A 25,723-nucleotide genomic window follows, 5' to 3' on the forward strand; every position below is an offset into this window, starting at 1 on the left:
TTTGCTGGGTACCTTGCCGGCATAGCTCATGAGAGGACCAGAAGGATGAAGATCATCAGGCAGGTCACGGTCTTTGATGCGGCCGACGTCGACGCCGAAGGCGCATTCTGGGCTGGCCTCGTCGGCGGGCACGTATTCGGAGACGAGCAGTTCCAGTGCGTCATCGACGAGGCCGGAAACTGGAGAATCGGCGTCCAGCACGCCCCGAACCATGTCCCACCCCATTGGCCTGACGGGTCCCCACAGCAGGTGCATCTCGACCTGCACGTGGAGGACGCAACTCAGGCTCATGAGCGGGCCATGATGCTCGGAGCTCGCTTGCTCAAGAAGGCTCCTGACCTTACGAGCGAGGAGGGCCACCAGGTCTATGCAGACCCGGCGGGTCACCCGTTCTGCATCGGATGGGGTCATCCCTCACAAGAGGCAATCGCGGCTTTCGTCGCACAGAGACTCGAGTGATCGACGCAAGCGGAGCTGCCGCGGACGGGAAGTCACCTCGCGGCGGATAGACGCACCCCAAGTCTTGTCTGACATCTGCCGAAAGAACGATTGTCAGTCCTGGCCTCTACGGTCGGGCCGTCACTCGTCGATGGAGGCACCATGGCAAGGAAGGGGCGCGGCGCAGCGGCCGTGAACGAGCCTGACTTGTTCTCATCCGCGCCGGAGCCGCAGCTAAGTTTGCTGTTGGGTCGCATGCGCTGGCCTGACCCGACGCTCTTCCCGGTGAACCACTTTGGGAGTCGCGTGCGGGATCAGGTTTGGCGCGACCTGGTTTCCTCGCAGTCGCCTTTGGTGCTGGCGGGATTCGCATCGATCACCAAGATCATCGAGCTTGTTGCGGCTCTGGGTCACAAGCCGGAACCGCGCTCGGTACGGATTCTGCTCGGAACAGAGCCGTTTGCCACCGAACGTGTGTCTTTCGGCTCATCGGCGAAGGCGTTTACCGACGACGTCCGCGCCTACTGGATGGAGCAACACGGCGTCTCGCTGCTCCTTTCGGCGAAGATCGTGCACGCCATCGAAGCCCTCGATGCTGGCTGGTTCGAAGTGCGCTTCGTCCCCGGGCGCACGCGCCTGCACGCGAAGATCTACGTGGGCGACTCCGCAGCCACCGTGGGTTCTAGCAACTTCACGGAGGCGGGTCTCAGCTCTCAATTCGAAGCCAACGTGCGGCACCACCGGACCACGGACCGGGACGGCTACGATCGCGCCCGCCAGGCGGCCGAGAACTTCTGGTCCGTGGGCGAAGACTGGGCCGACGAGCTCCGGACGCTGTTGCGGGACATGCTGCAATTCGTGTCGTGGCAAGAGGCACTCGCTCGAGCATGCGCGGACCTACTTGAGGGTCAGTGGGCTGCCGGCTACTTGGGTTCAACGGCGGGCATTTCACGGTTGTGGCCGAGCCAGGTCGCCGGGATCGCAGAGGCGTTGTGGGTCGTCGACAACGTGGGCAGTGTGCTCGTCGCGGACGCGACAGGGTCACGCAAGACGCGAATGGGCGCCCACCTAGCCAGAGCCGTGCGGGACCGGCTGTGGAGCACCGGACGGGTCCGCGGCGATCTGACGGTCTTGGTGTGCCCTCCGGCAGTCGAAGAGCAATGGCGCCGCGAGGCGGTGTCCTGCGGTTTGACCGTCAACACGGTGTCGCACGGCCTGCTAAGCCGCGAGTCCAAACAGGGACCGCGTGTTGAAGAAGACGCCGTCGCTGCCGCGCAGATTCTCGCGATTGACGAAGCGCACAACTTCTTGGCCCTCAGTTCCAACCGCACTCATCACGTGCGGGGATCATCGGCCGATCACGTCCTGATGTTCACGGCAACCCCGATCAACCGTAGCGCGCAAGACCTGCTGTCCCTTGTGGATCAGCTCGGGGCCGACAACTTCGCCGACGAAACCCTGACGATCCTGGATCGGCTGCATCGGTCCGCGGCTGACTGGAGCCTGACCGAGGAGGAACGATCCCTGCTCCGGGCCGAGATTCAACGCTTCACCGTGCGTCGCACCAAAAGCATGCTCAACCAGCTCGTCGACGCTGAACCGCAGGCGTACAGGCATCCGGTCACCGGACGCATCTGTCGCTATCCAACGCACGTCAGCGCCTCCTACGCCACCGGCGAGGGCGAGGATGAATGCGCTATCGCTAAGCAGATCAAACAGGTAGCTGCCGCTCTGACCGGCGTTGCACGCATCGGCAAGATGATCAGCCTGCCCGACGGATTGCGTAGGACCTACACCGAAGCGCAGTGGCTCGACAGCCGGGTCGGAGCCGCTCGAGGGCTGGCTGCCTACCAAGTACGTGCCGCGATGCGCTCATCCCAAGCGGCCCTGTTAGAGCACATCGTCGGGACCGAGCAGGCTGTCACGCGCCTGGGGATCGTCGGGCTGGTTAAGCCACAACCCACCGGCAACATGCTCGCCAAAGTGACGGCGGCCATGGACGCCGGGCCACCTCCGATCGAGCTCACCTGCCCCATCCCGGACTGGCTCACCGACCCTCAAGCATGGCGCTCAGCCTGCAACGAGGAGCTTGAGCGCTACTGCGAGCTCGAACGACTCGCCCACGAGCTGGGGAGCCGGCGGGAGAAGAGGAAGGCCGACTTCGTTGCCGACCTCGCGAGCCGTCACGACAGAGTTCTCGCATTCGACCACCACCCGATCACGCTGGCCGTGATCCGGGAACACATCGGAGACGTCGAGGCACAGGTCGTCGTCGCTACGGGTGGCGCTACCAGCGAACGCAAGGCGGTGCGACGCATCTTCGCCGCCGACTCCACGGCGCGCGGAATCGCGCTGTGCTCCGACGCCATGAACGAAGGAATCAACCTTCAGGGGGGCTCCGCGGTCGTGCAGTTCGACATGCCAACGACTCTGCGAGTAGCAGAGCAGCGGGTCGGCCGAGTCGACCGCATGGACAGCCCCCACGACCGCATCGAAGTGTATTGGCCTGCAGACTCGCCGGCCTTCGCCACACGCGCTGATGACCTTTTGGCCGCCCGCAATCAAGAGAGCGCCTCGCTCTTAGGTTCAAACTTGCCCATCCCGGCGGCACCCGGAGCGCTCGTCCGCCCCATGGACTTCGCCGCCATCGCGGAAGCGAACCGCGATCAATGGGATGGGCTTCAAGATGCGCTCGAGCCCGTGCGAGCACTGGTGACGGGTCCGACGGCGCTCATCGACGTTCAAACCTACGCGGCGCACCGTGACACCCGCCAGCGCGTACTCGCGCGGATCAGCCCGATACGCACACCCACCGCATGGACCTTCCTCGCAATCCGTGGTGGAGCCACCGGGGCCCCGCGCTGGCTTCTCCTCGAAGACGGACACTCGAAGCCCGTCACTGGGCTCAACCACGTCTCCGACCGCCTTCGGGAGCTCCTAGCCGACAACCCGCGCGGTGCTGAGTTCGACGACCGCTGCGAGGACCTGCTCAGCCGCTTGCTCGCACGAGCCGAGCGAGCGGAGGTGGGGCTCCTCCCTCGCAGGCACCAACGCGCTCTCGACCAGATGCACCGGATGACGCGACGCTGGGCTGGGCTTGCGCGTGCGCAAGGCCGAGCCGACGAAGCGGAACGCTGGGAGCATCTCGCGGCGCTGGCGGCGGGTGACTCTGAGACAGGTCGTGTGGACCTTCACCAGGCCGCCGACCTGTGGCTGAACTGCGTCAAGCCAACAATCATGGCAACGAGGAATTCGCGCAGGCGCAGCCCGTATAGCCGCCTGAAGGACATCGAACCAACACTCGAACGTGTCCCTCTGGAGCTGGCCGCCATCGAGGAAGGCATGACTCGCCTAACCGTCGTCGAGCCGCTAGCCCAGCGAGTGGCGGCCTGCATCCTCGGAGTACCTGGATAGTGGCAGCAGACCGGCCTGATCCGCCCAGTACCCACTGGCCGTCAGCCGCTGGTTTGGCGGCGGAAGGATGCAGGCGAGTGGGCTGCTGTCAGGCGCGGGTCGTCCGGCGAGGACGCGCCGACTCACTATGCTCACCACGGCTAGCCTTTGTGCGTGACAGTCGAGGCGTACTTGAACGGGACCGGAGTCGGTGCCTACCCGAACCTTCTCGTGCCCGACCTCACGGGTGGACACGTATCGCCGGTGGACGTCGTGATCCTCCTTGAGTCTCCTCATGTCGACGAGCTGCACGCGAAGCACCCCCTGGCCGGACGCGCCGGAAGGGACGCCCTCGCATTCTTGGCGGGGACTTACTCGGACAGATCTCTCGGACAGGAAGTTGCCCACCGACAGAAGCGCGGCGATTTCCGTGTGGCAATCGTCAACGTCAGCCAGGCTCCACTGCAGCGCCAAGCCATCACGACGGCAACTCCGCTGGATGACAAGCAATGGACTCAAGTCGAGGGTCTACGCCGATCGCGTGCAAGGGAGATCTGGAAACTGAGAGCGCCTCGAAGGCAGCTGGCTGAGCTCCTCCTTCAGGACCTCGAGCGCCGCATCGCTTTGATGGCCATCGGCCCTGCGACGACGGTGGCGGCAGCGGGGAGGTTCGCCCAGATGTTCTGGCGTTCGCTCCCGTCAGCGCCGGTGTGCGCGCTGCTCGAAGTGCCGCATCCGGCCCGTCGGCAGTGGGCACGAGCCACCGGAATTGATGCTGACCGTCTTGGGCTACTCAGCGAGCGTTTTCACGTCGCCTCAGCCCCGCTCGCCGAGTGATCCGCAGCTCGATCCGGCGAGGGGACGACCGATTGCGACTCTTGGCCGATCACGACACGCCGCCATCTACCGGGCCGACCGGCACGCGGCAGAAGGACACTGCCGCTTCCCGGCGGGCAGACTGACGAGCCCACCGAAGGGCCCACCGACGTCGCAGTCGCTGAGTGCAGTGGGTGCCCTCGCGCAACCTTCATGCCTCTCTTAAGCGCTCAGGAGTCACTCGACGGCCCGGCCCAGCATGACCCGCTGCGAGGGGGGCGAGTCGCCCCAACTCCAGCATCGCGCCCCTTCGAACTGCGTCCATTCTGCTGCATGGCGGCCGTCCCGCGGGCATCATGGCGGGCATGTGCGCTGCTCTGCATGTCGAAGTTCCTCAGGCGTTGGCAATCCTAGATCCACCGCGCGACGTCGTCCGGGCTCTTCACATCGGAGAGCTGATGGTCCTTGGAGGTCTAAGCGAGGACGAAGGCCAATCCTTTGGGATCACCGATTTCCGCGTGACCGAACTGATCGAGGGCACGGAGTCCTTCACTCCGGAAGAACGACCGCTGGTTACGGCCATGTGGCACTCGAGCAAGGTTGGCGGAATCGAGTGGCTGCAGTCAATGAACACCCTTCTCGAACCGATCGACGAGCCCTGGCGAGCGGCGCTCGCCGTCGTCTGGGCCGTGCGCAACCAGTTCCTGCCCGGGCCGGGTCCAGACTCCGGTGGCACCGGCACAAGAGCAAATACACTGCTGTACCTGTCCGGGATGGACATGTCGTGCTCCGACATTCAGGCGTACTACCGGGCGTTGGCCGACGACATTGCTGAAGGCAAAGTCTCGACAATGGAGAACTTGGCCTTTGTCGTGGGCAGCGCCGCTGCGGGAGCAACGGTGGGCTTCTTCACGATGGGTGGCGGCATCGGGGCAACAGCCAAAGCGGTGGGATGGCTGGGAGGCAAGTTCACTGAAACCGACGACTGGGTTCTGGATTTGTCCCTCAGTTTCCTAGTAGCAAACATATTCGCTGAAGTGGACCCGGGTCGCGTTCGAGCAGTCGCCGAAGCGTTCTATCGGAACGCAGGTGAGATGAGCCGCAGTGAACCAAACAGCGCTCAGGGGCGTCGGATTCGAATGTTGTTGGCCGCCTATAAGGAACTGACGCTGGACGCGCAGGGGCCCGACGAAGCGGCGACTCTCATGGTTCCAAACCTTGTCGGGATGCGGCTCGGTGATGCGAAGAACGCGCTGCGAGCCCTAGGGATCAACGAGATGCGCTTGGTAGACGCAGTGGGGGCAGACGGTCAGGAGCGCGGGACCATGATGGAGAACAGGTGGGTTGTCCGCGCTCAGCTTCCCGCACCAGGAACTGCGAGGGACGCTCGGGTCACTCTGGCTTATTCGCGACCGGGGGAAAGGATTGTCGCGCACCTGCTCCAGGATCGCCTCCAGACCGCCGCGCGCGCTTGATTGTGGTCTTCTGTGCGCATGGGCGGTCCAATCGCGGCGGTAAGACGCGCCCCCAAGGTCGCCGGCAGAGACATGGTGAGTTGAGTCGCCGGGCCGTGCGGGTGGGACGCCCGCCCCCCGACTGTCCAGCGCACGCGGGGCAAACGACTCTCTGCCGTGTCGGGGTGGTTCGGACGGCCAACTACTGATTCCGGAACCGCACTAAGTCGCTGCGGAGGCGACTAAGTTCGGACGCGAGCTCGCGACATCTTTCCTCTGTAGTGATGAGAACTCGGACGCGTTGGTACTGCCCAGTCTCAACCCAGACATCGAAACGATCGACCTCGTCGATTTGAATCTGTCCCACTTCGGACAAGCGGCACGTAAATAGGGGAGCCTCCGTGATTACGATCGGGATCGCCGCCGTCACAGGCGTAGTCCCTTCCGGGTCGTCAGCAAAGGATCCGTTCAGCGTGGAGCGACCGCGGGCGAAGCTCACTGCTTGACGCGCTGCGTCCATCACAGAGTTCACGCTGTCCTTACCCATCGCTGACAGGGCGTGCGTAGGCATTTCCACACTTCTGAGAACACCGCTATTGCTGATTGCTGCGGCCAAAGCGTTCAAGTCGTCCTTGGGCCAGGCGCCCCCGATGGAGGCTAGTTCGTCAGGCAGGTCGGGCCTCACCCATACGTCATCGAAGAAAGCTACCCAGGGATAGCCTTTGCCGGACTTGCACTCGATGGTTGCCTCGACCGTGATTGATAGCCCGTCCGCGATCCAGTGGTACCCGGCAAGTACGTCGCCCTCACGCGTCGTACTTGGAGTGTTTGGATCCTGGAATGGCATCGACTGACGCACGTACTTTGCGCCCCCTTGCTTTGTGAAGGCTCGAGCGACTCGAAGTTCGAGTGCCCGGCCGCTGTCCTCCACCCACTGGAGCAACTTCTCTGTCAGGTCTTCAGGCATGGGCTAAGCCTGCACGTCGGGCGGGTGATCGATGAGGCGACCCACCGTTGGCTACGCCCGACCCGCACGCGGTAGAGATCCGGAAGTGTCCCTGAGGCGGCGGAGTGACGCAACACATTGGCATTCACGCGCGCGGCGTCTATGTCACCAACGATGGGCGATCAGGCTTCGCGCTCGGGGATCTGCGCCTCCGTTAAGGCGCAGCCGCGGCCAGTGCCAGTGCACATGGCACGGACCACGGTCCACCGCACAGGTTCCGCGAGCTGGTCAACCATGATCGGGTGGTCGATCACCGTGAGCGCCCCAGCGCAGCTCGGGCACTCCAATTCCCGTATTTCGTCTCGCATGGCGCCACTCTGCCACGCAATCGAGATTGAGCCCGCCAACTTGCTCTGCAGTTTTCGGGACCCGGGACGCGCGTGGGGTGTTCTTGGCGCCCAGCCACTGATCTCGTCGAGATCATCAAACCCCATGGTCAATCTCGGCTGACTACTCAGGCCCAAGATGGGATCCCACTGAAACGGCACACCGGGTGATGAGCCGCCACCACGTGCGGGGTGAGTGGCGGGCCGTTCGATCGGCGCCGGCATGACGCACCTTGCGACCGTTGTTGAGTGAGACCTCGACGTGTCCATCCGCCCTGAACCACAGGGGCATCAGGCGACGTCGTTCCCGGAATCTCAGGCGGACCGCCGCGCGTCACGATGCCTACATTTGGCCGCGGATCCAGGGGAATAATTGTGGTGCACCGTTCGAGTATCGCATCATGTGCATGGCGACATGGCCGGGCAGCAGTGCTCGATCAATCATCCTGATCGCGTCGTGTGGAAAATTCGCTCCGAAGACAATATGGGTGAGCGCCGCTTCTATTTCGATGTAAGCGTCATCATGCTCCGTATCGAGGAGTAGGAGTCGATACTCATTTTCGGGGCTCCAGTCTCTGTACTTGCGGAAGAAGAGGGAGTTGGCTCTTGCGGCCGCGTGATCAAGAGCGGCTCTCTCGATCCCAACACTGAGGGCAGAGGTTGCCAGGGTGAAGGGCATGTCTCCTGGGGCCGAGTCGCTGTAACGTACGGGGGCATGGAGCAGGGTTCCGCGCTCCCCAAGGCATGTTTTAAACGATTCGATGAGCTTGATGCGATCGAATCCTAAACATACGCCCGAATGACCTTGCGCATATCTATCCCACATGCTCGGATGTGCATACCCGGGTCCAAACTGCCAGTTGATGCTGTCCGGATCGTAATCAGGGTCATCTTGAGTCAAGCAGAGAATCTTGACCCCACTTCGCATCGCGCGGTTCAACTGAGCAACAATTTCGAAGAAGTCGAACTTCGCCTCGGACGCGACTTCCGCATCGTCCGAGAGCGACAAGCTCCAGTCCATGCTCTCGCGCGGGTCGTTGAGTCGTGCCAACTCGGAAAGCCGAAGCCTCCTTGAAGGCAAAATGTATGCAAGAAAGGCCGACTGCGTTGTGTAGTGAAACAGCGTTCGTTGAGGCTCAATTGGCACAGAGCCAACCCTACCTTGCGTCACCGCGAAACCAAGGCGGAAGCTTGGACGAGGGCCCTGGCGGTGCTTAAGCCCTATATCTCGGCCATACGGCCACTTCATCCCCCCGGCACGAAGGAGCCTCGGCTATCAACGACTGCTGTGCAGACTGGCCCCGCATCGCCAAGGTGGCTGCGCCCAGAAATCCATTCTGTACCGGTTCGGATTCGGCCGTGCGCTTCGCAAGGCCACCCCGAGGAGGCCGCAGACCCCGGGATGTCGGTAGTGAAGTCGGGGCGGTTCCAGGCGCTCGACGTGCACTTCCCGCCCTCCGCGCGGACAGAACCGCACTCAGATGACTGCGGGTGAAGGAAGGGCGAGGCTGTGGGCTTGGCCCGGATCGCGGCGGTGTGACGCGGGGCGCCACTCCCATGCCTGTCCTTTGGATCACTGGCTTCGGGCGAATGAGGCGTTGGCACGATCGACAGCAGGCGGGCTCGGGCGCAAGGCGATCCTGGGGCAGCTAAGCGCCCTCGACGCGCCGATTCGGGTACAAGCATGACGACCACTCTCGGCGCATACTCAACCCTGTGGGCGATGAACCGTCTGCCGGAAGGAAGGCTGCAGAGGATGGCAGCCTCGCGACGCTGTCGCAATTCGTCGCGAAGATTCTGGAGCAACTCAGTCTGAGCGCCTGGCTGCCTGCGGCCGTCTTCGCCTCTACCTTCACGGTGGAGTATCAGTTTCGTTATCCAGAGGTGCACGAGCTTGGCGATGCGCTGTCGCGAATTACGAGAGATGTGGGCGCCTTCCTTCTTCTCGTAATCCCGGTCATGGTCTTGACCACGATGATTACGCAAGCCTTTTCATACGGCTCAATTCGCGTACTAGAAGGATACTGGATAAGGCCGAGTCCACTGCGGTTCGTTCGCAGTACTCAAGTTAAGCGCCAAGCTGCGAGATTCGCTAGGCTTCAGGAGCAACGCAAGGAAGCTGGGGTTCGCGCTTTCGCTTGGGCGCGTCCAATTCTATTGCGCAAGAACGTGCCGATCGAGGTCATCAATAACCTGGAACTCGAGGCGGCCTCCGGTAGGAGGACCCCGCTAGATGAGGGACCAATCAAGGACACGTACGGACAAATTCGGTGGTGGAGCTACTGCCGGCCGTGGGAAGTTGTCAAGGTCGAGCAACTCGATATTCAGCTGGCTGACTATACCGCCGCCTCGGCTCGAAAGCTTCCGACACGACTCGGCAATGTCCAAAGACGCTATGAAGATTCCTTGCAAAATCCAGGGAGCGATCTTCGCACTTTTGTCATGCGGAACAAACAGTTGGTCTCAGCATCCGTTCAGCTGCAACATGATCAATTTCGTGCGCGACTTGACATGTATTGCACTCTTGTATTTGTCTCGATTGCGTGCGTCGGAACTACGCTCGCATTGCTGGCGACAAAGGTGTCGGGTTGGACGCTTGCTGTAGTTTGTGCGGCGTTCGCACTGTTTGGCTGGATCGCTTACCTCTCGGCAATCGCTAGCGCGCATGGTTACGGGGCCACGCTCCAGGTTATGGACGACGCAGCGGGCCAGCCCAAGGCGCTCTAGTGGCTAAGGGGCGGCGAAGCCGCGAGGGGGACATAAGTCACTTGATCGTCGTCGCAGAACGGCGCCTTGGACGCAGTTGCCCTCGCCTTACACATCGGGCATTGCCAGACGGTTCCCTCTGGTCCCTTGCCCTCGCCGGCAAGTCGGTCGTCCCCCACGCAATGGATGATCCTCGCCCCCCCGTCGTGGGTCAACAGGGACAGGGGATTGGGCAGAGTCTCCTCATCCGTTGGGGCGAGCCTGCGGCACAAGTTTGCGTCGAAGGTTCTGATGGGAGTCGGACAGACCGCTTGTAGGGCCAGCTTGCCTACCTCGTCAGCGCAAACCCTTGTGCCAGGGCCTGAAGGGGCGGAATGACGCATCACATCTAAGGTGTCCAGACGAAAGCGATCTGTTGCGGCGCAAGTGGCTCGGGTAGCTCGTTATGGCGGTTGGCATCTGCACGGCCATGTAAAGGGAGGCCAGACGCAGGCTTGGTGTCGCCGCACACGACTGGCACAGCATTCCCCTTCCTGCCTGCAATTCGCGTTCAACCTCCGCGCCGTCAAGCCGGGACGCTCACTGCGCGACTCACCTCGTCGATCCATCGGGGCATCTGGTCTATCAGTTCCTGAGCAGGCGGAAGCTGCTTCATTGCGAAAGCGTCCTTTAGAGCCTGATCGGTTCTGCGCTCATCCGACATGGCCGCCCAGTGTTCCTTGAGTTTCGAGCGCTCAGGAAGACGGCTGATCATGCCCCAGCCCTCATCGGTGCCAATATCAAGGTCTTCCCCCGTGTAGAGGGGCGCCACGATCAAGGAGTGGAGTGCCACCAAGCCGCCGTCACGAGTAACAAGCGCTGTCGGCTGGGGTCCGGGTCCAGGCTTACCTCGGCTGATCGTTTCTCTGTAGCTGCGCAGCATCTTGAGGTCAAAGGTGACGTTCCGGGACACTCGCCCGACGCCATGCTTGGCCCACTCGCTTCGCTTCAGCAACGCGGTTTCATGGATGCGTTTCTCTGCGATGACCTGTTCTGCGCCGCCGAAGAAGACGTATTGGGCGAGCATCTTGACTTCGGCACTGGCTCCAACACCCCGCAACGCCCGGAGGTCCCGCCACTCCTCGGCTAGGGCACTGCGCACCTTGACAGACTTGGTAGCGGCGGCGCGATCAAGGAATGGAAGGAGCAGGAGCACAGAAGCCCAGTCGCCCACAAACTCAGGAAGGTAGTCGAAGTCGACTCGTCGAAGCTCCCCCCGGATATTGGCGAGGCGTTGCTTATCGACCGGCACTGGCCGCCCTACCGCAGCCCGGCCACGACGATCTCGGAACGTGCTCCTGTCCCACATGGCAATAGCCGCGACTTGGGAGAGGTACTCGGCCGCCTCGTCCGCGACGGGCCCCCCCTCGCCATGCCTCCAAGAAAGCTCGAGGAGGGCCGGAGAAGTAAGGGGCAAGCACCACTGGTCGCCGATCGCTCCCCGCCCCTTGCGTACGACCTCACGAATCCATTCCCAGAGCTCGGCGACCTCTGCCGGGTTTCTAGAGTCGCCGCGGAACCAAGTTCGGGTATCGATAAGGACGTTGCTGTCCAAAACAACACGAGTGCAGTCGGAGGGCCTCACCTCCGGAGGTGTCTGCACCCAGTAGGGACCAATGCGGACAGCATTCGCGACCTGCGCGTCGCTGATCGGACTCATGGGTGCATCAAAGCAGATGACTCCTGCATCGCCGAAGACCTATGCAATGACCGTCGCGTCACAGGAACCCTCGCTCGCATGTGCCGCGCGGTTGGCGCAGTCCAGTCCCGGTGGATCTATCTCATCGCGCCGCTATCGATTTGGGCGCCCTCGAGCCCCTTTGGCGTTGGGTGCTCAGTGGCTTGCTGGCCACGTATCGGCCGCTCGTAGGAGCAATCGCGGCGGTGTGACGCTCCCTTCTGTGGAGCGCAGATCTAAACGCTGAAGGGTCTAAGTCCTACAGCGGATGAAAGCTAGGCACCTCGTTCGCCGGTCTGAAAGGCGACCATGAACTGGTCGTGGAGGTCACGAAGCGTGTCAGCGGCGCCGGGCGCGAGGACGATGTTGGGTGCTCGGTCGATGACCGCGTATGCGAGGGCGACCTTGCCGATCGCGGCGCCGTTGTCGTCCGCCCACTTGTTGATCGACCATCCTGCTGTTTGGGATGCCTTGAAGATTTTTGCTGTCGGCCGCAATGCGCCACTTGGTAGCAGTCTGGCGATAACGTCCAGCAGGAAGTCTCGGTCGAGCAGATCCTCAATGGAAGTGCCGGGAGGAAGCGACTTCAGTCGGGACTCGGGCACCGCTTGCTTGCGGAGGGTGGCCAGGTAGGCGGAGCCGGGCTTATCGCCGTCGACCAGGTAGATGACCCGCGCGGCGACCTCCTCGACGTCGAGGCCGTGCCCGTGGGCGTGCGAGAGCCCTGGGGCTACTTGGTACGGGACGTCCTCTAAGCCGGTCGCGATGCGAATGAGGGTCGGTAGCAGGATCATTTCGGACGCTCCTTCGCCAAGCACAGCCCAGCGACATCGCGAGAAGGCGGCCGCTCCCGCACCCATCGCGTAGAGCAGTGGACCGAATCCCGGTTCCTGATTCGTCCAAAAGTGTGACTTGATCTCGCTCTTCTCTCCGTGCCGTTCGAGCAGCCGAATGCCGGTCCCGAGGTCGCTTGGCAGACATGCCGGTGAGTGGGTGGTGTGCCAGACTTGGGTTGCGTTGACCTGCTTTAACAGTCCGCCCACCAAGTCGGCCTGTGCGTCCGAGTGCAGGTGCAGCTCGGCCTCGTCAATGAGCAGGATGGGAGGGACGTCGAGGTCCTGCGACCCGAGGAAGACGGCGAGCGTGATGAAGGCTCGCAGACCTTCGCTTCGTTCTTCGATCCTCGTGTAGCGTCGGGTGTCCAGATCGATGACGTGAGTAAGGAGACCTGTTTCGTCGACGTCGATGTTTACCGATATGTTCGACTGATTCCAGGCTTGACCGAAGAAGTCATCCAGTCGTCTATTGCCGGTGTCCAGCTGTGTCCTCTTCTCGCCTGAGTCACCGCTCTGGTGGGCCCGCCACACGGAATCGACGTCGACTCCTGCCACAGCGAGGAGGTTTTCGATCGCGGAAGGCGTCTTCGAACGACTCGAGACATCCACGGGCGTGACGGTCGGCAAGATCCGGTCGTCCTCGCGAAACAGCAGGAATGCCGGGATGCGCTTATGCAACAGCTGGATGCCGGTGTCTCGCGGGTGCGGCTGACGTCCTATCGACGCTGCGGCACGGATCAGGCCCGCGGCCTTCGAGTCTCGCGGTTTCGTACCGCGAGGCGGCGGCTCGTCGAGCCAGACCGCCAAACACTCGGCCGCCTGCTGGTCCGCTGGATCCCAATCGACTTCTGGATCGTCAAGTCGCTCAACGACCCTGGTGATCCAAACCTCGGGGCCCTGCTCCTCCTCGTCTTCGTCCAGCGCAACGCCGGTCTCCTGAATCTGCTTATGGAGCCGTTGCTTGGCGCGGGCCAAGACCGCGGTGGCGGCCGCGAACGGCGCGGGGTCGCGCTTCGGGTCGCGCGGGTCTCTAAACGCAGTGAGGAGTTCTCCGTCGGCCTGTTTCCAAATGCTGATCGTGGTCGGTACCTCTTCAAACCCGAGCGGACTGAGCAGATCGATCTCGGCGTCGCCGAGCACAAACTCTGCGCCGACGACCCAACCCGTCTCTTTCTTGTTGGTCCGTGCCCGATCGAGTTTGTCCAGCGGGGTCTGCTCGTCCTCAGAGAGCCATTCCAGACCTGTCAGCACTGAGGACTTCCCGGATTCGTTCTGCCCGACGAAGGCGAGCAGATAGGGGCTCACATTGCACGACGTCTTCGCCAACCGCTTGTATCCCTCGAAGTGGATTCTGTGGCACCGCAGCCGCTTCCCTGGGGTAACCCCTCGCTGGATAGCCATACGGTTCCCCTGCCTCTCGACAACTACTTCGGCCATCATCATGCATGAACGAGCCGACGCTCACCTGCAGCCACATCGCAGTCCGCCCATCAAGTCGTCAGATCGACGAGCGGCGGAGTAGGGAGCCCGATCGCTAGAGGCCAGGGTGTACAAACGCTCCGTGGCCGAACTGTCCTCCGACGTCGAATGGTCGCCTGCAGACCACCCCTACGCGATTGCCGTTTCAGAGGCGGGTGGTGGCGTCGCGCCGTTCAGCTTGCGATCCGGAGGCTCGACGAGTCAACAGACGAGCGAGTTGGCATGCTGGGTGCCCAGCAGATTGAGGCGCGAAACCTAGTCTTCGCACTTGTTCAACTGCTCGCCGCTGAGGGATTGGAACAGAGAGCACTCGCCGAGCTGGGAGTGGCCACGTCTGTCGGCGACGCACTTGCCAGCGCGCGGGAACGCTACCTTGAGGCTCTGCCAGGGATCCGAGAGATGCGGAACGCGATCACCCATTTCGACGATTGGGCCATGGGCGAAGGGCGCGGTCTTCAGAAGCGTGGCGTGGACGCAGGCGTTTCACGCCGCGATGCTGAAGCTCACTTCTGGGGCCTCGGCTATCACTTGGACATGAGCGTCGTGAGGCTAGGGCCATATACCATCGAGGTGGAGCGCGCCGAGTCAGCGGCGAAGGACCTCGATCGGGCCATCTATGCAGCCGCGCAAGCTGTCGATCGCCACCACAAGGCGACTCCTCCTGATGACTGATGAGGCAGTTCCATTACCGCCCTTACGGAGGAGTCCGCGAACGTGCGGGGCGTTTGGCCGCGGTTTGGCGCACTCGGGCTGGGCCTCGTCGCGCCGGGTTCGGCAGGCGCCCCCAGCCAGCGTGCCGGGGCCACCCCGGCGACGCGATGTGAACTGTGCTGCGCGAGTTCTCACACGCCTCCCCGCGAGCAGACAGGATGGCTCCATGCGCGACATCAGAGACTTCATCAACGTCATGCTCGCCGACGACTAGGCGGTCGCGCGCTCGTGGATGTCGCCGGCCCAAGCCCCCTCGCGGCGCTTTGACGCGGATCTAAGCTCTTCAGGCAGCCGGTTCGGCGGCATGGCTCACCAACCGACGGAGGCCTTCGTTAGGCGTGGCAGCTACCGCGGACAGCGATTCGGCGGCCGCCTTATCCGGCGGCTTCTCTTTGCAGGGCAGGTCCGCCCTGGCCCGCACATTGGGGCAATGGCGAGTCATCTCTTGAGGGCTTCAAGCTGGCTCACCATGTCGTCCATCGGCACCTTCACCACACCCGGCTCGACTGCACTGCGGGGAAGCTCACGATCCGGCGCGATGCTCTCCTTTCGAAGCTCATACAACATGTGCAGGCTCGTCAGCCAACGGAACATTGAGTCGTCGAGCTTCCGCATGTCGGGTAGATCCGCCGCGCTCACAAAACGTTCGATGCGCAGGATCTCATCCATCTTTTTCTCCTCTTCCTCCAGCGCCTCCAGAAGCTCATTGGAGAAGCGGCCGTAGAAGGGTCGCAAATTCGCCCTGTACTTCTCGGCGAGTTTGCCCCAGTGCCGCAGAACCCTTCCCCAATCTCCTGACCATCCGGGCGCGTCGTCGCGGAGACTCCTGGTGCCGCAGAGCTTTGACACGTCCGCGGCGTCAAAGTCAAAACAGTCTTGGCGAGAGCCGCCTGTGTCTTCGCGGATGGCGTCTCTCATCTCTAGACCGAGCGAGATCAGGCGATCGATTCGGGGAGCCATGAGCGCATTGAAGCTCCTACGTTCTCGCTCTGCGGGCACTACTACGACGAGAAGTTGGAAGGCCCAAGCAGTAATCCAGGCGAGTCCCAGGTCGTACAGGACTTCTCCGACTTCGGCCATCCAAGGCAACGGCTCGGGAAGTGCCAGCAGGGTCGTTCGCAATACCACTACCAAGGCTGCGACCGCGGCGCTTAGGTTTATGACACGTTCGTGTTCCACCAATTGCTTACGCACAGTTGTCGATCCTAGCCAGGGTCCTAGCCCTGACAGCGGGCCCACTGCTGAAGCAGCATCCCGGAGTCGCCGACGCGGCGGACGGTCGCCGGTGACGGAGTGCGTGACCGTGAGTGAACGATGGACTTCCACCTTCATGCCACCTCGCGCCGGTCCAGACCAGTGCGAGTCGCGGCCGATTAACGCATGCCTCGAGTTCGGAACGGGACATCGAGCTCATCCGGGTGTCACGCGGCGCGCGGTAATTGCATGCCGTGACTGAGGTGCCTGCCAGAATTGCGGCTGTACCGCCGGAGAGTTTCGCATTCAAGTGTTCACCCCTCGTGCGGCGGTGCAGCGTTCGGAAGCGAGGCTCTGCTTCATGGTGGGTCAACGGGTGGTTTCATGGGCGGCGCAAACGGAAGGAGCCCAGCGTGCGGCTAGGGCAGGTCTCAATCCCCGAGGAGGTCCTAACGGCCCTCGACGATGAGCGGTTGGTCATCTTCACTGGCGCTGGCATCTCGCTGGATGCACCCTCGTCTCTTCCCACGTTCGTGGGGTTGGCGGAGCGCATCGTGGAACGTGTGCAATCCAACCTTGTCCCGAACTCCATTGAGTGGCGAGACCAGGTTGGACACACTGCTCGGCCAGTTGGATGAAGACCCCGAGATCGCGGTCCACGACCTCGCCCGGCTGCTGGTGAACGCACCTGACTCTCGGCCGAACGCCAATCATCAAGCGTTGGTTCGCCTCGCCGCCCGCGGGGTTCCACGCATTGTCACCACCAACTACGACCTTCACCTGTCGACAGTCGCCGACTCGCTTGGTCTTCACCTCGAAACGCATCGTGCGCCCGCCCTGCCACTTGGCCACGACTTCCGCGGACTCGTCTACCTCCACGGCGCCGCAGATGGGCCTTCCGATCGTCTAGTGGTCACGGACCGCGATTTCGGCCACGCGTATCTGCGTCAAGCTTGGGCAACCCGGTTCCTCAGCGAACTGTTCAGCAACTACACCGTGCTCTTCGTGGGCTACAGTCACGGCGATCTTGTGATGCGCTACCTGGGCCTCGCTCTGGGTCGAGACACAGCGCGATACGTACTCACCCATCAGCCGCAGGATCCGATGTGGGCGCGATTGGGCATCAACCCCGTGGGTTACCCAGTCGAAGACGATGACCACAGCGCGCTAACCGAATGCCTGGCCGCATGGGCTGATCTCGCAGAGATGGGCCTTCTAGACCACCGGCAACGTATCCGCAGTCTCCTCGAGACCGCCGCGGAACTCTCGCCCCCGGAACAGTCCTATCTCGAGGCATCGATTCGCCGTCAGGACCGCGTTGACTTCTTCTGCTCCGGCGCCGAGCGCCTCAAATGGCTCTCATGGGCGGCGACCCAGCATGTCTTCCAAGCCTTGTTTAGTGCAGATCAGCCCCACGACGAAGTCCTCCGCAGGCTTGCCCGCTGGTTCGCAAACAACTATGCCGTGTCGACAACAGAGCACAGCGATGCGGCCTGGAACACCCTCACTGGTGCCGGCGGAGAAGTCAGCCTCACACTGTGGCACGCGCTCGCCCAAGCGCTGAGCTCGGCCCAAGATGGCTCTCGACCAGCACACCACCGTCGATGGCTCCGGCTGCTCATGTGGCAGGACCGACCGGAATGTCAGGTCGACTTCCTCGAGTACGCACTGATGGATACCGATCCCGACAACGACCCCGAGATCGCCCTTGAACTCTTTGAGCACCTCATCGAGCCCCGGTTGCTTCCGAAGCGCGGCTACGGGCTATTCGGTCCCACACTCGAAGCAGCCACTCGCGGCTCCGAGCACTGGCTGACCGAAGGCTGGAACAAGGTCATCAGCCAGATGCTTCCGGATCGCGCAACAGACATCCTGGCCCTGGCCGAGGCGTCCATTCGCAAGCACTACACCTTTGAGAACGTCATTGCGGGCAGAACCTTGGACCGCTTCGCATTTCGACGCTCAGCCATCCAGCCGCACGCTCAGGACCAGTATCGCGAACCGTTCGACGCCGTCATCGACGCGGCGCGCGACAGTATCGTGTCGATGGCATCTGATCGGCCCGAAGAAGCTGCCCGCGTGCTTCAACGGTGGTCCGCCAGCCGACAGGCGCTGTACAAACGTCTCGCCTTGCATGCCTACACCGTCTCCGACCTGCTCACGCCCGACCAAAAGCTGGGTCTAGTTGTCGCCGATGACTTACTCCTCGATCGTGAGGTAGCCCAAGAACTGTACGAACTTGTGGGCTCCGCGGCTCCCCAGGCGGGGCGAGAAGCCATCGACTCTTTGGTTCTGGCGCTGCCTCTTGCAGGGCCAGATGACGTCACTCGGTACGCGTGCTTTCAGCTGCTCGCTTGGCTCCATAAGCATGGCGCTAGCTCCGACAGGCTCACCGCGGCAATTGCACAGATGCAAGAGGTCGACCCCACGCTCACGCCCGAGGAACACCCGGGCTTCCGCAGCTGGATGGAAGTCGGGTGGCACGAGAGCGCCCCGCCCATGACCACTGAGGGCTTCCACGCCAAGGTCCTTGACGACCCCAAGGCCGCAACCGCGTACCTCCAGACCTTCGAGCCCTCCGCATACCCGCGTCAGGACCTGCCAAGCCTGGACGACGCCTTGAGCATGCTCGCCGACACAATCCGCATGCATCCGCGCGACGGCCTCGCGCTTTGGCGCCATGTTCAGGAGGCACCGGAACTGCGGGACACGATCATCAGGGCATGGACGTTCGTCGAGGACCCGGACGATCAAGTTCAGGTCATAAACCTGCTCCTTGACCTAGATCTACGTCTTCATTTGAACGCCATGACCCAGTTCTTCATGAACGCTAATCGGGACGCTCCCGAGCGTTGGGTCGGCACGCCGCACACGGAGGAGTTGCTCTGGACCACGTGGGAGGCAACAGCCGCCAACTCCGACGATGACCGGACCGGAGACTGGGTCAGCCGGGTGATTAACAGCCCAGCTGGCTGCCTCATTGACTTCTGGTTCCAGACCTTCTATCAGGCGTGGGCCAAGGAACGCGAAAACTGGACCGGTCTGCGAGAAGACCACAGAGCGTTCCTGGACATGATCCTCAGCGGTACTTCACCGCAACGCCTCCCAGCGCTTACCCAGATCGCGGGACGAATCCATCACCTTTACGACGTCGACCCACAGTGGTGCCGCAGCGCTTTGCTCCCACTCAGTAATTGGGACACCGATCCACGCACAGCGGCGGCTTTCTGGTGGGGCGTGCTTAGCTTCGGCCGATGGAACCTCGAGCTCCTAGACGATGGACTCCTCGACGGCCTTCTGTCGACGATCGCCCGGCTCGATGAGTTCGGCAATGACCAGCGGCAACGGTGGGCGGGCATGCTCGCATCGGTTGCCCTCACCGCCGACCCCACTGCCGAACCTGTCTGGGTAAACCGGCTGACGGCGGCCGCCTCGAGCGAACAACGAACCGCATGGCTTCAGTCCATTAGTGAGCAATTCCGTGAGCTGCCCCTCGAGGCCAGGGGACAAGCATGGCGGATCTGGATCCGCGACTATTGGACCCAACGGAATCGGGCAGACCCTATGGTCCTGACTGCTGGCGAGGCTTCCGAACTCGCCGAATGCGTACCTTGGCTTCCCGCAGCTCAGCTGGAGGAAGCAGTAGCGCTAACCGTGAGGTCGCCTGCGAGGCTAAACGCGCACGCGGACCTTCTCGCAGAACTCCCGGACGACTTCCTCAAGCAACCGCCGGAGGTGCTTTCGACTTTCTTGACCGCCCTTATGGAGCGCACTGTAGAGCCCTTCTACGGCGACTACTACCTGCGGCCCCTGCTCTTCAATCTAGTCAAGCGGGAGGGGAACTGGGACACGCTCCGCGAGGCAGCCTTGCGTTTGGGGATATTGCTCGACTAGAGCGTGGCGCGACCCACGTGCGCACCCCGCGGGCGGGCGTCATCGCGTCAAAGTGGGCGGAATCGGCGTCCAGTTGTGAGGCAATCACTTGGCCGCCCGCGGCCTTTCTGCTCAGAGCCGGTCCCCTGGGTTGCGCATTGCGTCCGGGCGGTCAAGCGAAGGCGTTGACGCAGGCGGCCAATGGGCCGGGGCGCCTACTCGGACCATGTCTGCGCCGTCTCCACAACTGCATGAGGCCGTCGACTAGGGCGTGCGGATGGCCAAGGATACTGCTGGGCGACATTCACTTCTGCCCTCGGCTGGACCAGGGCGGGTCTGCGGGACGTAACGTGTCGAGGTGATGTTCAGTCGCGAACTGCGAGACGCGGTGGCCCGCGGGGAGATCACCGTGACGATCCGCCGGTGGGACCGTCCGCAGGTCAAGGTCGGGGGGCGATACCGGACCGCGGGGGTCGTCGTAGAGGTCGACTCCATGGAGGTCGTGCCCTTCTCTGCCGTGACGGACGAGGACGTGCGCGCATCGGGCGAGACCGACCTCGAGGCGCTGCGTGACCGAGCCGCGCACTCCGGGCCGATCCGCGACGGCACCTTGGTCTACCGGATCGAGTTCCACGTCGTCTGACCGCGACGGGTCGCCACCGCTCCCTGACAGCGGAGATGCCCCTGCGGCGGTCAGACACTCCTTCTCGCGATCCGCCACGTTCTGGTCAGTGTGTTCCCGTGCGCACAGACATGGCGCAGTGGCCGGCCCACAGTGGGGGATCCGGAGTTCTCGTAGGACTGGAGGTGGACTTCGATGACCACCACGAATCGAAGCCAAAACGTCTGTGGCACAGAGTCCTTCACCACCGGCACCATGCCCGCAGCAGTGAGGCGGCGTGGTCCGGCGCGCATCCGACGCCGCGCGTCGATCGCACTCTTCGTCGCCGTGGCAGCTCTGGCAGTGCCACACCCGGCGGCCGCGCTCGTGCCCATCCCACCCGCGCCGGTGAGGTTCCCGATCGCGGACGTCGGGCACGCCATCCTGACGCTCGCCGAGCAGTACACGCAGGTGCCGGTCACCGACAAGGGCCCACTCCACAACGAGATGGTGCTGCTCATCAACATGGGCCACGCGGCGATCTGAGCAACCCCGCCTCAGCAGACAAGTGCATCCCGCCGGGTAGGTTCCGGATGTGAGCGAGAGCGACACCGCACCCCACCCGGCTGCCGTGCATGGACGCGCGGCCCACGTCCGCGGGCTCGTCCTTGCTGCCGGCGCCGGCAGGCGCATGGGAGGCCCAAAGGCTCTCGTTCGCCGCCACCCCAATGAGCCGACGCTCGTCGAGCGCGCTGTCTCACTGCTGCACGCCGGGGGATGCTCCGGCATCACTGTCGTCGTCGGTGCCGCCGCCGAAGAAGTCACCGCCATCGTCACAGCCCTCGGCCGCGACGTCGACGTCGTCACCTGCCCAGACTGGGACGAGGGCATGGGCGCCTCCCTCCGCGCCGGGCTCACGGCGCTGACCCGCTCCACCCACGAGGGCGAGGGCTGCGTCGACGCCGTGCTCGTCACCCTCGTCGACCTGCCGGACCTGACGCCCGAGGTCGTCGCCCGCGTGCTCGACGCCCCCGGCCACGTCGACAACGCGCACTCGCCGCACCCCACCCCCGACGAGCACGCCGTCGAGCTCCCGGACGCCACCGACACCCCAGCCCCCACCAATCAGGAGCTCCGAGCAACGCTCCGCCGGGCGGCATACGACGGCGTCCCCGGTCACCCGGCGCTCATCGGGCGCGACCACTGGGAGCCGGTCATCGCCTCGGCGACCGGCGACCACGGCGCCCGCCACTACTTCCGCACCACCCCGCACGAGCTCGTCGAGTGCGGCGACCTCGCGACGGGCCGCGACGTCGACACCCCCGAAGAGCTCGACACGTCCCGCTAGACGGGCGCTCCGCTTCCGCAACCCCTGTTCATGAGTGATGCTCAGGGGATGGATCACCTGTTCACCAGTGCCGACGACGTCACGACCGCCCTTGGCGGCACGGGCTACCTCGCCGACGACGCGCTCGCGACGATCACCTTCCTCGCGACCCGGCTGAACCGGCCGATCCTGCTCGAGGGTGAGCCCGGCACCGGCAAGACCGCCCTCGCCGAGGGCCTCGCCCAGGCGCTCGACCTCAAGCTCATCCGCCTCCAGTGCTACGAGGGCATCGACGCGACGCAGGCCCTCTACGACTGGGACTTCCCGCGCCAGATCCTCCACCTACGCACCGTCGAGGCCCTCAGCCACGAGGAGCACCACGACGCCAAGGCGCTCGAGGCCGAGCTCTTCGACGAGCGCTTCCTCCTCGCCCGCCCCGTGCTCCAGGCCCTGCGGGAGGCCCCGTGCGTGCTGCTCATCGACGAGATCGACCGCGCCGACGACGAGTTCGAGGCCTTCCTCCTCGAGGTCCTGAGCACCTGGCAGGTGACGATCCCCGAGCTCGGCACCATCGCTGCCAAGACGCCGCCGATCGTCGTCCTCACCTCCAACCGCACCCGCGAGCTGCACGACGCGCTCAAGCGCCGCTGCCTCTACCACTGGATCGACCACCCCGGCCTCGCCCGCGAGCTCGAGATCGTCCGCACCCGCCTGCCCGAGGTGAGCGCCGCACTCGCCGAGCAGGTCGTCACCCTCGTCCAGCGCCTCCGCACGAACGGCGAGCTCATCAAGCCCCCGGGCGTCGCCGAGACGCTCGACTGGGCCCGCGCCCTCGAGACCGTCGGCGCCACCCGCCTCGACGCCGAGGTCGCCGCCGCCACCCTCGGCGCCGCCCTGAAGTATCGCGAGGACTCCGAGAGGATCCGCGCCTCGCTCGACAAGCTGCTCACCGCATGACCCGAGACCTCACGCCCGCCGCGCGCCCCGCCCCAGCCGCAGCCACCCAGCCCCCGACCGAGCCCGCCGTCGACGAGCTGCTCCTCGGTTTCGCCCGCGCCCTGCGCGCCGCCGGCGTCAACGTCACCGCCGACCGCGAGCGCACCTTCCTCGTTGCCGCGGCCACGGTCGGCATGGGCGAGCGCACCGGGGTCTACTGGGCCGGCCGCTCGACCCTCACGTCCACGCCCGCGGACTTCCCGGCATACCACGAGATCTTCGAGCGCTGGTTCGGCGGTGAGTCCATCCCGCAGGGACGCCGCGTCGACATCCAGCGCCCGCCGGTGAGCCAGGCACCCCTCGGCGACGGCGAGGGGGAGGCCGGCGACGGCGACGCCGACACGATCCAGGCCAAGGCGAGCGCCCAGGAGGTGCTGCGCCACCGCGACGTCGCGAGCCTCAGCGCCGCCGACCGCGCCGCCGCCGCGCGCCTCTTCGCCGGCCTCGACCCGCGCTCGCCGCTGCGCCGCGCCCGCCGCCACGTCCGCGCGAGCAGCGGCACCGTCGACGGCCCCGCCACGCTCCGCGAGCAGCTGCGCCGGATGGGCGAGCCCGGCCGCATCCACCACCGCCGCCGCGGCACCCGCCCACGCCGCATCGTCCTGCTCATCGATGTCTCCGGCTCCATGAGCCCGTATGCCGACAGCCTCCTCCGCCTCGCCCACGTCTTCGTGCGCACGGTGCCCCACGTCGAGGTCTTCACCATGGGCACCCGCCTGACCCACGTGACCCGCGCCCTCACCGAGCGTGACCCCGACCGGGCGCTCGCTGCCGCCGGACGCGTCGTCCCCGACTGGTCGGGCGGCACCCGCCTCGGCGAGGCCATCGGCGCCTTCCTCGACCGCTGGGGCCGTCGGGGTATGGCCCGGGGCTCCGTCGTCGTTGTCTTCTCCGACGGCTGGGAACGCGAGGGTCCGGAGGTGCTCGGTGAGCAGATGCGCCGGCTCAATGCCCTCTCGCACCGGGTCGTGTGGGCCAACCCGCACCGCGGGAAGGTCGGCTACGAGCCGGTGCAGCAGGGGATCGTCGCGGCCCTGCCGCACATCGACGACTTCGTCGCAGGGCACTCGCTCGCGGCGTTCGAGGAGCTGATCGAGGTGGTGGCCCGTGCGTGAGGTGATGGACGAGCTGATGCAGTGGTGGTCCGCCGGCGAGACCGTCGGCGTCGGCACCGTTGTCGGCACATGGCGCTCGGCGCCGCGCCAGGCCGGAGCCTCGATGCTCGTCGGTCCCGGCGGCGAGGCCGTCGGCTCCGTCTCCGGTGGCTGTGTCGAGGGCGCCGTCTACGAGCTGAGCCAGGAGGTCGTCGAGACCGGCAAGCCGGTGCTCCAGCGCTACGGCGTCAGCGACGACGACGCGTATGCCGTGGGGCTGACCTGTGGGGGCATCCTCGACGTCTTCGTCGAGAAGGTGAACCGCGAGACCTTCCCCGAGCTCGGCGACGTCGCCGCCGACATCGCCGCTGGACGGCCCGTCGCCGTCGTCACCGTCATCGAGCACCCCGAGCCCACGTGGGTCGGGCGCCGCGTCGTCGTGCACCCCGAGGCCGACGGGGTGGACGACGGCGACGCGGACACCTCCGTGCTCGGCTCGCTCGGCAGCGGCCGCGCGGACGATGCCGTACGCGACGACGCCCGAGGCCTTCTCGCACAGGGCCGCTCGGCGATCCTCACCTACGGCCCCGACGGGGAGCGTCGGGGTGAAGGGATGCGGGTCTTCGTGGCCGCGCACGCGCCGAAGCCGCGGATGCTCGTCTTCGGAGCCATCGACTTCGCCGCCGCCGTCGCGCGGGTCGGCAGCTTCCTCGGCTACTACGTCACCGTGTGCGATGCCCGGCCCGTCTTCGCGACGAAGACGCGCTTCCCCGGCGCCGACGAGGTCGTCGTCAAGTGGCCGCACGACTACCTCCAGAACGAGGTCGACGAGGGCCGCATCGACAGCCGCACCGTCATCGCCGTGCTCACCCACGACCCGAAGTTCGACGTGCCGCTCCTCGAGGTCGCGCTGCGCCTGCCCGAGGTCGCCTACATCGGCGCCATGGGCTCGCGGCGCACCCACGAGGACCGGCTCGAGCGGCTCCGCGAGGCCGGCCTCACCGACGACGAGCTGGCCCGGATGAGCTCACCGATCGGTCTCGACCTCGGCGCTCGCACGCCCGAGGAGACCGCCGTCTCGATCGCCGCCGAGATCATCGCCCTGCGCTGGGGCGGCGCCGGCGAGCGGCTCGCCGCGACCGAGGGTCCGATCCACCACCACCATCCCGCGCACGACAACCCGCTCGGTCACTGAGCACTCCGCCGGAGCCGGCGCCGCCGGCGCCGCCGTCGGTCGGCTACTCCTCCGACGTGACCCGGTCACGGGCGCAGGAGACGACGGCCGTGAGGTCGAGCCCGTAGGTGGGCCCTCCGCTCCCGGCATACTGCTGAAGCCTGCCGACGCCGCGCTCGAGCAGCCGGTGAGCCCCGACCGCGTTGCCCCGGGCGGCGTGCGTCAGGGCGACGCAGAGCTGGGCGAGGCCCTGCCAGAGGTCACGCTCGTCATCGGGCCCGGCCTTCCAGCGGGCCTCGAGGACCTCGTGCGCCGAGAAGGGTCGCCCCTCCTCGACGAGGGCCTTGGCCGAAGCCAGGGTCTCGAGCGGAGGGAGCGGCTCCTCGGAGACCGGCTCGACCCCTTCGGCGCCATACGGCAGCGGCCGGCCGAGGGCATCGCGGGGCCGCTCCTGGCGGGGTCGCCCGGCCGCGTCGCGGTCGCGGTTGCTCGCGCCGGTCACCGCAGGGTCCGCAGGGCGTGACGTCGGGTGGGCAGCCTCATGCGGTCCACCGTAGGCCCTTGCCCAGCAGTCCAGTCCTG

General features: G+C 64.8%; 19 protein-coding genes. 13 read left to right on the top strand and 6 right to left on the bottom strand.

Going from position 1 to position 25,723, the window contains the following annotated elements:
- Positions 1 to 45 precede the first annotated feature (45 nt).
- The 4 genes from H283_RS0110410 to H283_RS0110425 all read left to right on the top strand — a co-directional run bounded on the left by H283_RS0110410 (position 46) and on the right by H283_RS0110425 (position 6,122).
- The gene (locus H283_RS0110410) at positions 46 to 459 is read left to right on the top strand and encodes a VOC family protein (protein WP_020143458.1); all 414 of its coding nucleotides are present in this window, start codon (positions 46 to 48) and stop codon (positions 457 to 459) included.
- A 141-nt stretch (positions 460 to 600) separates the two neighbouring features.
- Positions 601 to 3,852, top strand: coding sequence for an SNF2-related protein (locus H283_RS24705; protein WP_020143459.1), 3,252 nt, complete (start codon positions 601 to 603; stop codon positions 3,850 to 3,852).
- Positions 3,853 to 4,005: 153 nt separating this feature from the next.
- Complete coding sequence (locus tag H283_RS0110420) at positions 4,006 to 4,668, top strand: hypothetical protein (protein WP_156023115.1); 663 nt, start codon at positions 4,006 to 4,008, stop codon at positions 4,666 to 4,668.
- Between the two features lie 344 nt (positions 4,669 to 5,012).
- A complete protein-coding gene (locus tag H283_RS0110425) occupies positions 5,013 to 6,122 on the top strand; it encodes a PASTA domain-containing protein (protein WP_156023116.1) in 1,110 nt (369 codons plus the stop codon).
- A 181-nt stretch (positions 6,123 to 6,303) separates the two neighbouring features.
- Here the strand turns inward: H283_RS0110425 and H283_RS27665 are convergent, their stop codons facing one another.
- Positions 6,304 to 7,068: a hypothetical protein gene (locus H283_RS27665; protein WP_156023117.1), complete on the bottom strand. Its 765-nt coding sequence runs from the start codon at positions 7,066 to 7,068 to the stop codon at positions 6,304 to 6,306.
- Positions 7,069 to 7,776: 708 nt separating this feature from the next.
- The gene (locus H283_RS27185; RefSeq protein ID WP_196805962.1) at positions 7,777 to 8,580 is read right to left on the bottom strand and encodes a DUF2971 domain-containing protein; all 804 of its coding nucleotides are present in this window, start codon (positions 8,578 to 8,580) and stop codon (positions 7,777 to 7,779) included.
- A 569-nt stretch (positions 8,581 to 9,149) separates the two neighbouring features.
- On the opposite strand from H283_RS27185, the gene H283_RS27670 reads away from it, so the two are divergent.
- On the top strand, positions 9,150 to 10,160 hold the full coding sequence (locus H283_RS27670) for a hypothetical protein (protein WP_156023118.1): 1,011 nt from the start codon (positions 9,150 to 9,152) through the stop codon (positions 10,158 to 10,160).
- 544 nt (positions 10,161 to 10,704) lie between these two features.
- On the opposite strand, the gene H283_RS0110445 is transcribed toward H283_RS27670, so the two are convergent.
- Both H283_RS0110445 and H283_RS0110450 read right to left on the bottom strand, forming a co-directional pair.
- Complete coding sequence (locus tag H283_RS0110445; protein WP_020143465.1) at positions 10,705 to 11,838, bottom strand: hypothetical protein; 1,134 nt, start codon at positions 11,836 to 11,838, stop codon at positions 10,705 to 10,707.
- 293 nt (positions 11,839 to 12,131) lie between these two features.
- Entirely contained in the window at positions 12,132 to 13,997 is a 1,866-nt protein-coding gene (locus tag H283_RS0110450; protein WP_196805963.1) for an ATP-dependent endonuclease, read from the bottom strand.
- Between the two features lie 396 nt (positions 13,998 to 14,393).
- Here H283_RS0110450 and H283_RS24710 point away from each other — a divergent pair, with 396 nt between their 5' ends.
- Entirely contained in the window at positions 14,394 to 14,843 is a 450-nt protein-coding gene (locus H283_RS24710) for a hypothetical protein (protein ID WP_020143467.1), read from the top strand.
- A 477-nt stretch (positions 14,844 to 15,320) separates the two neighbouring features.
- Here H283_RS24710 and H283_RS0110460 read toward each other — a convergent pair whose 3' ends face one another.
- Complete coding sequence (locus tag H283_RS0110460) at positions 15,321 to 16,061, bottom strand: hypothetical protein (RefSeq protein ID WP_156023119.1); 741 nt, start codon at positions 16,059 to 16,061, stop codon at positions 15,321 to 15,323.
- A 624-nt stretch (positions 16,062 to 16,685) separates the two neighbouring features.
- Here H283_RS0110460 and H283_RS0110465 point away from each other — a divergent pair.
- The 7 genes from H283_RS0110465 to H283_RS0110495 all read left to right on the top strand — a co-directional run bounded on the left by H283_RS0110465 (position 16,686) and on the right by H283_RS0110495 (position 25,162).
- The gene (locus tag H283_RS0110465) at positions 16,686 to 19,970 is read left to right on the top strand and encodes an SIR2 family protein (RefSeq protein WP_196805964.1); all 3,285 of its coding nucleotides are present in this window, start codon (positions 16,686 to 16,688) and stop codon (positions 19,968 to 19,970) included.
- 340 nt (positions 19,971 to 20,310) lie between these two features.
- The gene (locus H283_RS24715; protein WP_051103606.1) at positions 20,311 to 20,592 is read left to right on the top strand and encodes an ASCH domain-containing protein; all 282 of its coding nucleotides are present in this window, start codon (positions 20,311 to 20,313) and stop codon (positions 20,590 to 20,592) included.
- Positions 20,593 to 20,826: 234 nt separating this feature from the next.
- Positions 20,827 to 21,096, top strand: coding sequence for a hypothetical protein (locus H283_RS0110475; RefSeq protein ID WP_156023120.1), 270 nt, complete (start codon positions 20,827 to 20,829; stop codon positions 21,094 to 21,096).
- A gap of 49 nt (positions 21,097 to 21,145) precedes the next feature.
- Positions 21,146 to 21,898 carry an NTP transferase domain-containing protein gene (locus H283_RS0110480; RefSeq protein WP_020143472.1) on the top strand — a complete coding sequence of 251 codons (753 nt, stop codon included), beginning with the start codon at positions 21,146 to 21,148 and terminating at the stop codon, positions 21,896 to 21,898.
- 48 nt (positions 21,899 to 21,946) lie between these two features.
- Positions 21,947 to 22,834, top strand: coding sequence for a MoxR family ATPase (locus tag H283_RS0110485; RefSeq protein ID WP_020143473.1), 888 nt, complete (start codon positions 21,947 to 21,949; stop codon positions 22,832 to 22,834).
- Positions 22,831 to 23,988 carry a VWA domain-containing protein gene (locus H283_RS0110490; protein WP_020143474.1) on the top strand — a complete coding sequence of 386 codons (1,158 nt, stop codon included), beginning with the start codon at positions 22,831 to 22,833 and terminating at the stop codon, positions 23,986 to 23,988. Before H283_RS0110485 ends, H283_RS0110490 begins: the two co-directional genes overlap by 4 nt.
- Positions 23,981 to 25,162, top strand: a complete 1,182-nt coding sequence (locus tag H283_RS0110495; RefSeq protein ID WP_028785492.1) for an XdhC/CoxI family protein — start codon at positions 23,981 to 23,983, stop codon at positions 25,160 to 25,162. The genes H283_RS0110490 and H283_RS0110495 overlap by 8 nt, the downstream gene beginning before the upstream one ends.
- Positions 25,163 to 25,205: 43 nt before the next feature.
- Here H283_RS0110495 and H283_RS0110500 read toward each other — a convergent pair whose 3' ends face one another.
- Positions 25,206 to 25,643: a DUF309 domain-containing protein gene (locus H283_RS0110500; protein ID WP_020143476.1), complete on the bottom strand. Its 438-nt coding sequence runs from the start codon at positions 25,641 to 25,643 to the stop codon at positions 25,206 to 25,208.
- Positions 25,644 to 25,723 lie beyond the last annotated feature (80 nt).

The organism is Terracoccus sp. 273MFTsu3.1, assembly GCF_000383675.1.
GTDB lineage: Bacteria > Actinomycetota > Actinomycetes > Actinomycetales > Dermatophilaceae > Terrabacter.

What these genes read in the sequence shown, in the direction of transcription:
- H283_RS0110410 (WP_020143458.1), top strand. Translation starts at nt 46, where the DNA reads ATGAAGATCATCAGGCAGGTCACGGTCTTTGATGCGGCCGACGTCGAC.
- H283_RS24705 (WP_020143459.1), top strand. Translation starts at nt 601, where the DNA reads ATGGCAAGGAAGGGGCGCGGCGCAGCGGCCGTGAACGAGCCTGACTTG.
- H283_RS0110425 (WP_156023116.1), top strand. Translation starts at nt 5,013, where the DNA reads ATGTGCGCTGCTCTGCATGTCGAAGTTCCTCAGGCGTTGGCAATCCTA.
- H283_RS27665 (WP_156023117.1), bottom strand. Translation starts at nt 7,068, where the DNA reads ATGCCTGAAGACCTGACAGAGAAGTTGCTCCAGTGGGTGGAGGACAGC.
- H283_RS0110445 (WP_020143465.1), bottom strand. Translation starts at nt 11,838, where the DNA reads ATGAGTCCGATCAGCGACGCGCAGGTCGCGAATGCTGTCCGCATTGGT.
- H283_RS24710 (WP_020143467.1), top strand. Translation starts at nt 14,394, where the DNA reads ATGCTGGGTGCCCAGCAGATTGAGGCGCGAAACCTAGTCTTCGCACTT.
- H283_RS24715 (WP_051103606.1), top strand. Translation starts at nt 20,311, where the DNA reads ATGTTCAGTCGCGAACTGCGAGACGCGGTGGCCCGCGGGGAGATCACC.
- H283_RS0110475 (WP_156023120.1), top strand. Translation starts at nt 20,827, where the DNA reads ATGCCCGCAGCAGTGAGGCGGCGTGGTCCGGCGCGCATCCGACGCCGC.
- H283_RS0110485 (WP_020143473.1), top strand. Translation starts at nt 21,947, where the DNA reads ATGGATCACCTGTTCACCAGTGCCGACGACGTCACGACCGCCCTTGGC.
- H283_RS0110490 (WP_020143474.1), top strand. Translation starts at nt 22,831, where the DNA reads ATGACCCGAGACCTCACGCCCGCCGCGCGCCCCGCCCCAGCCGCAGCC.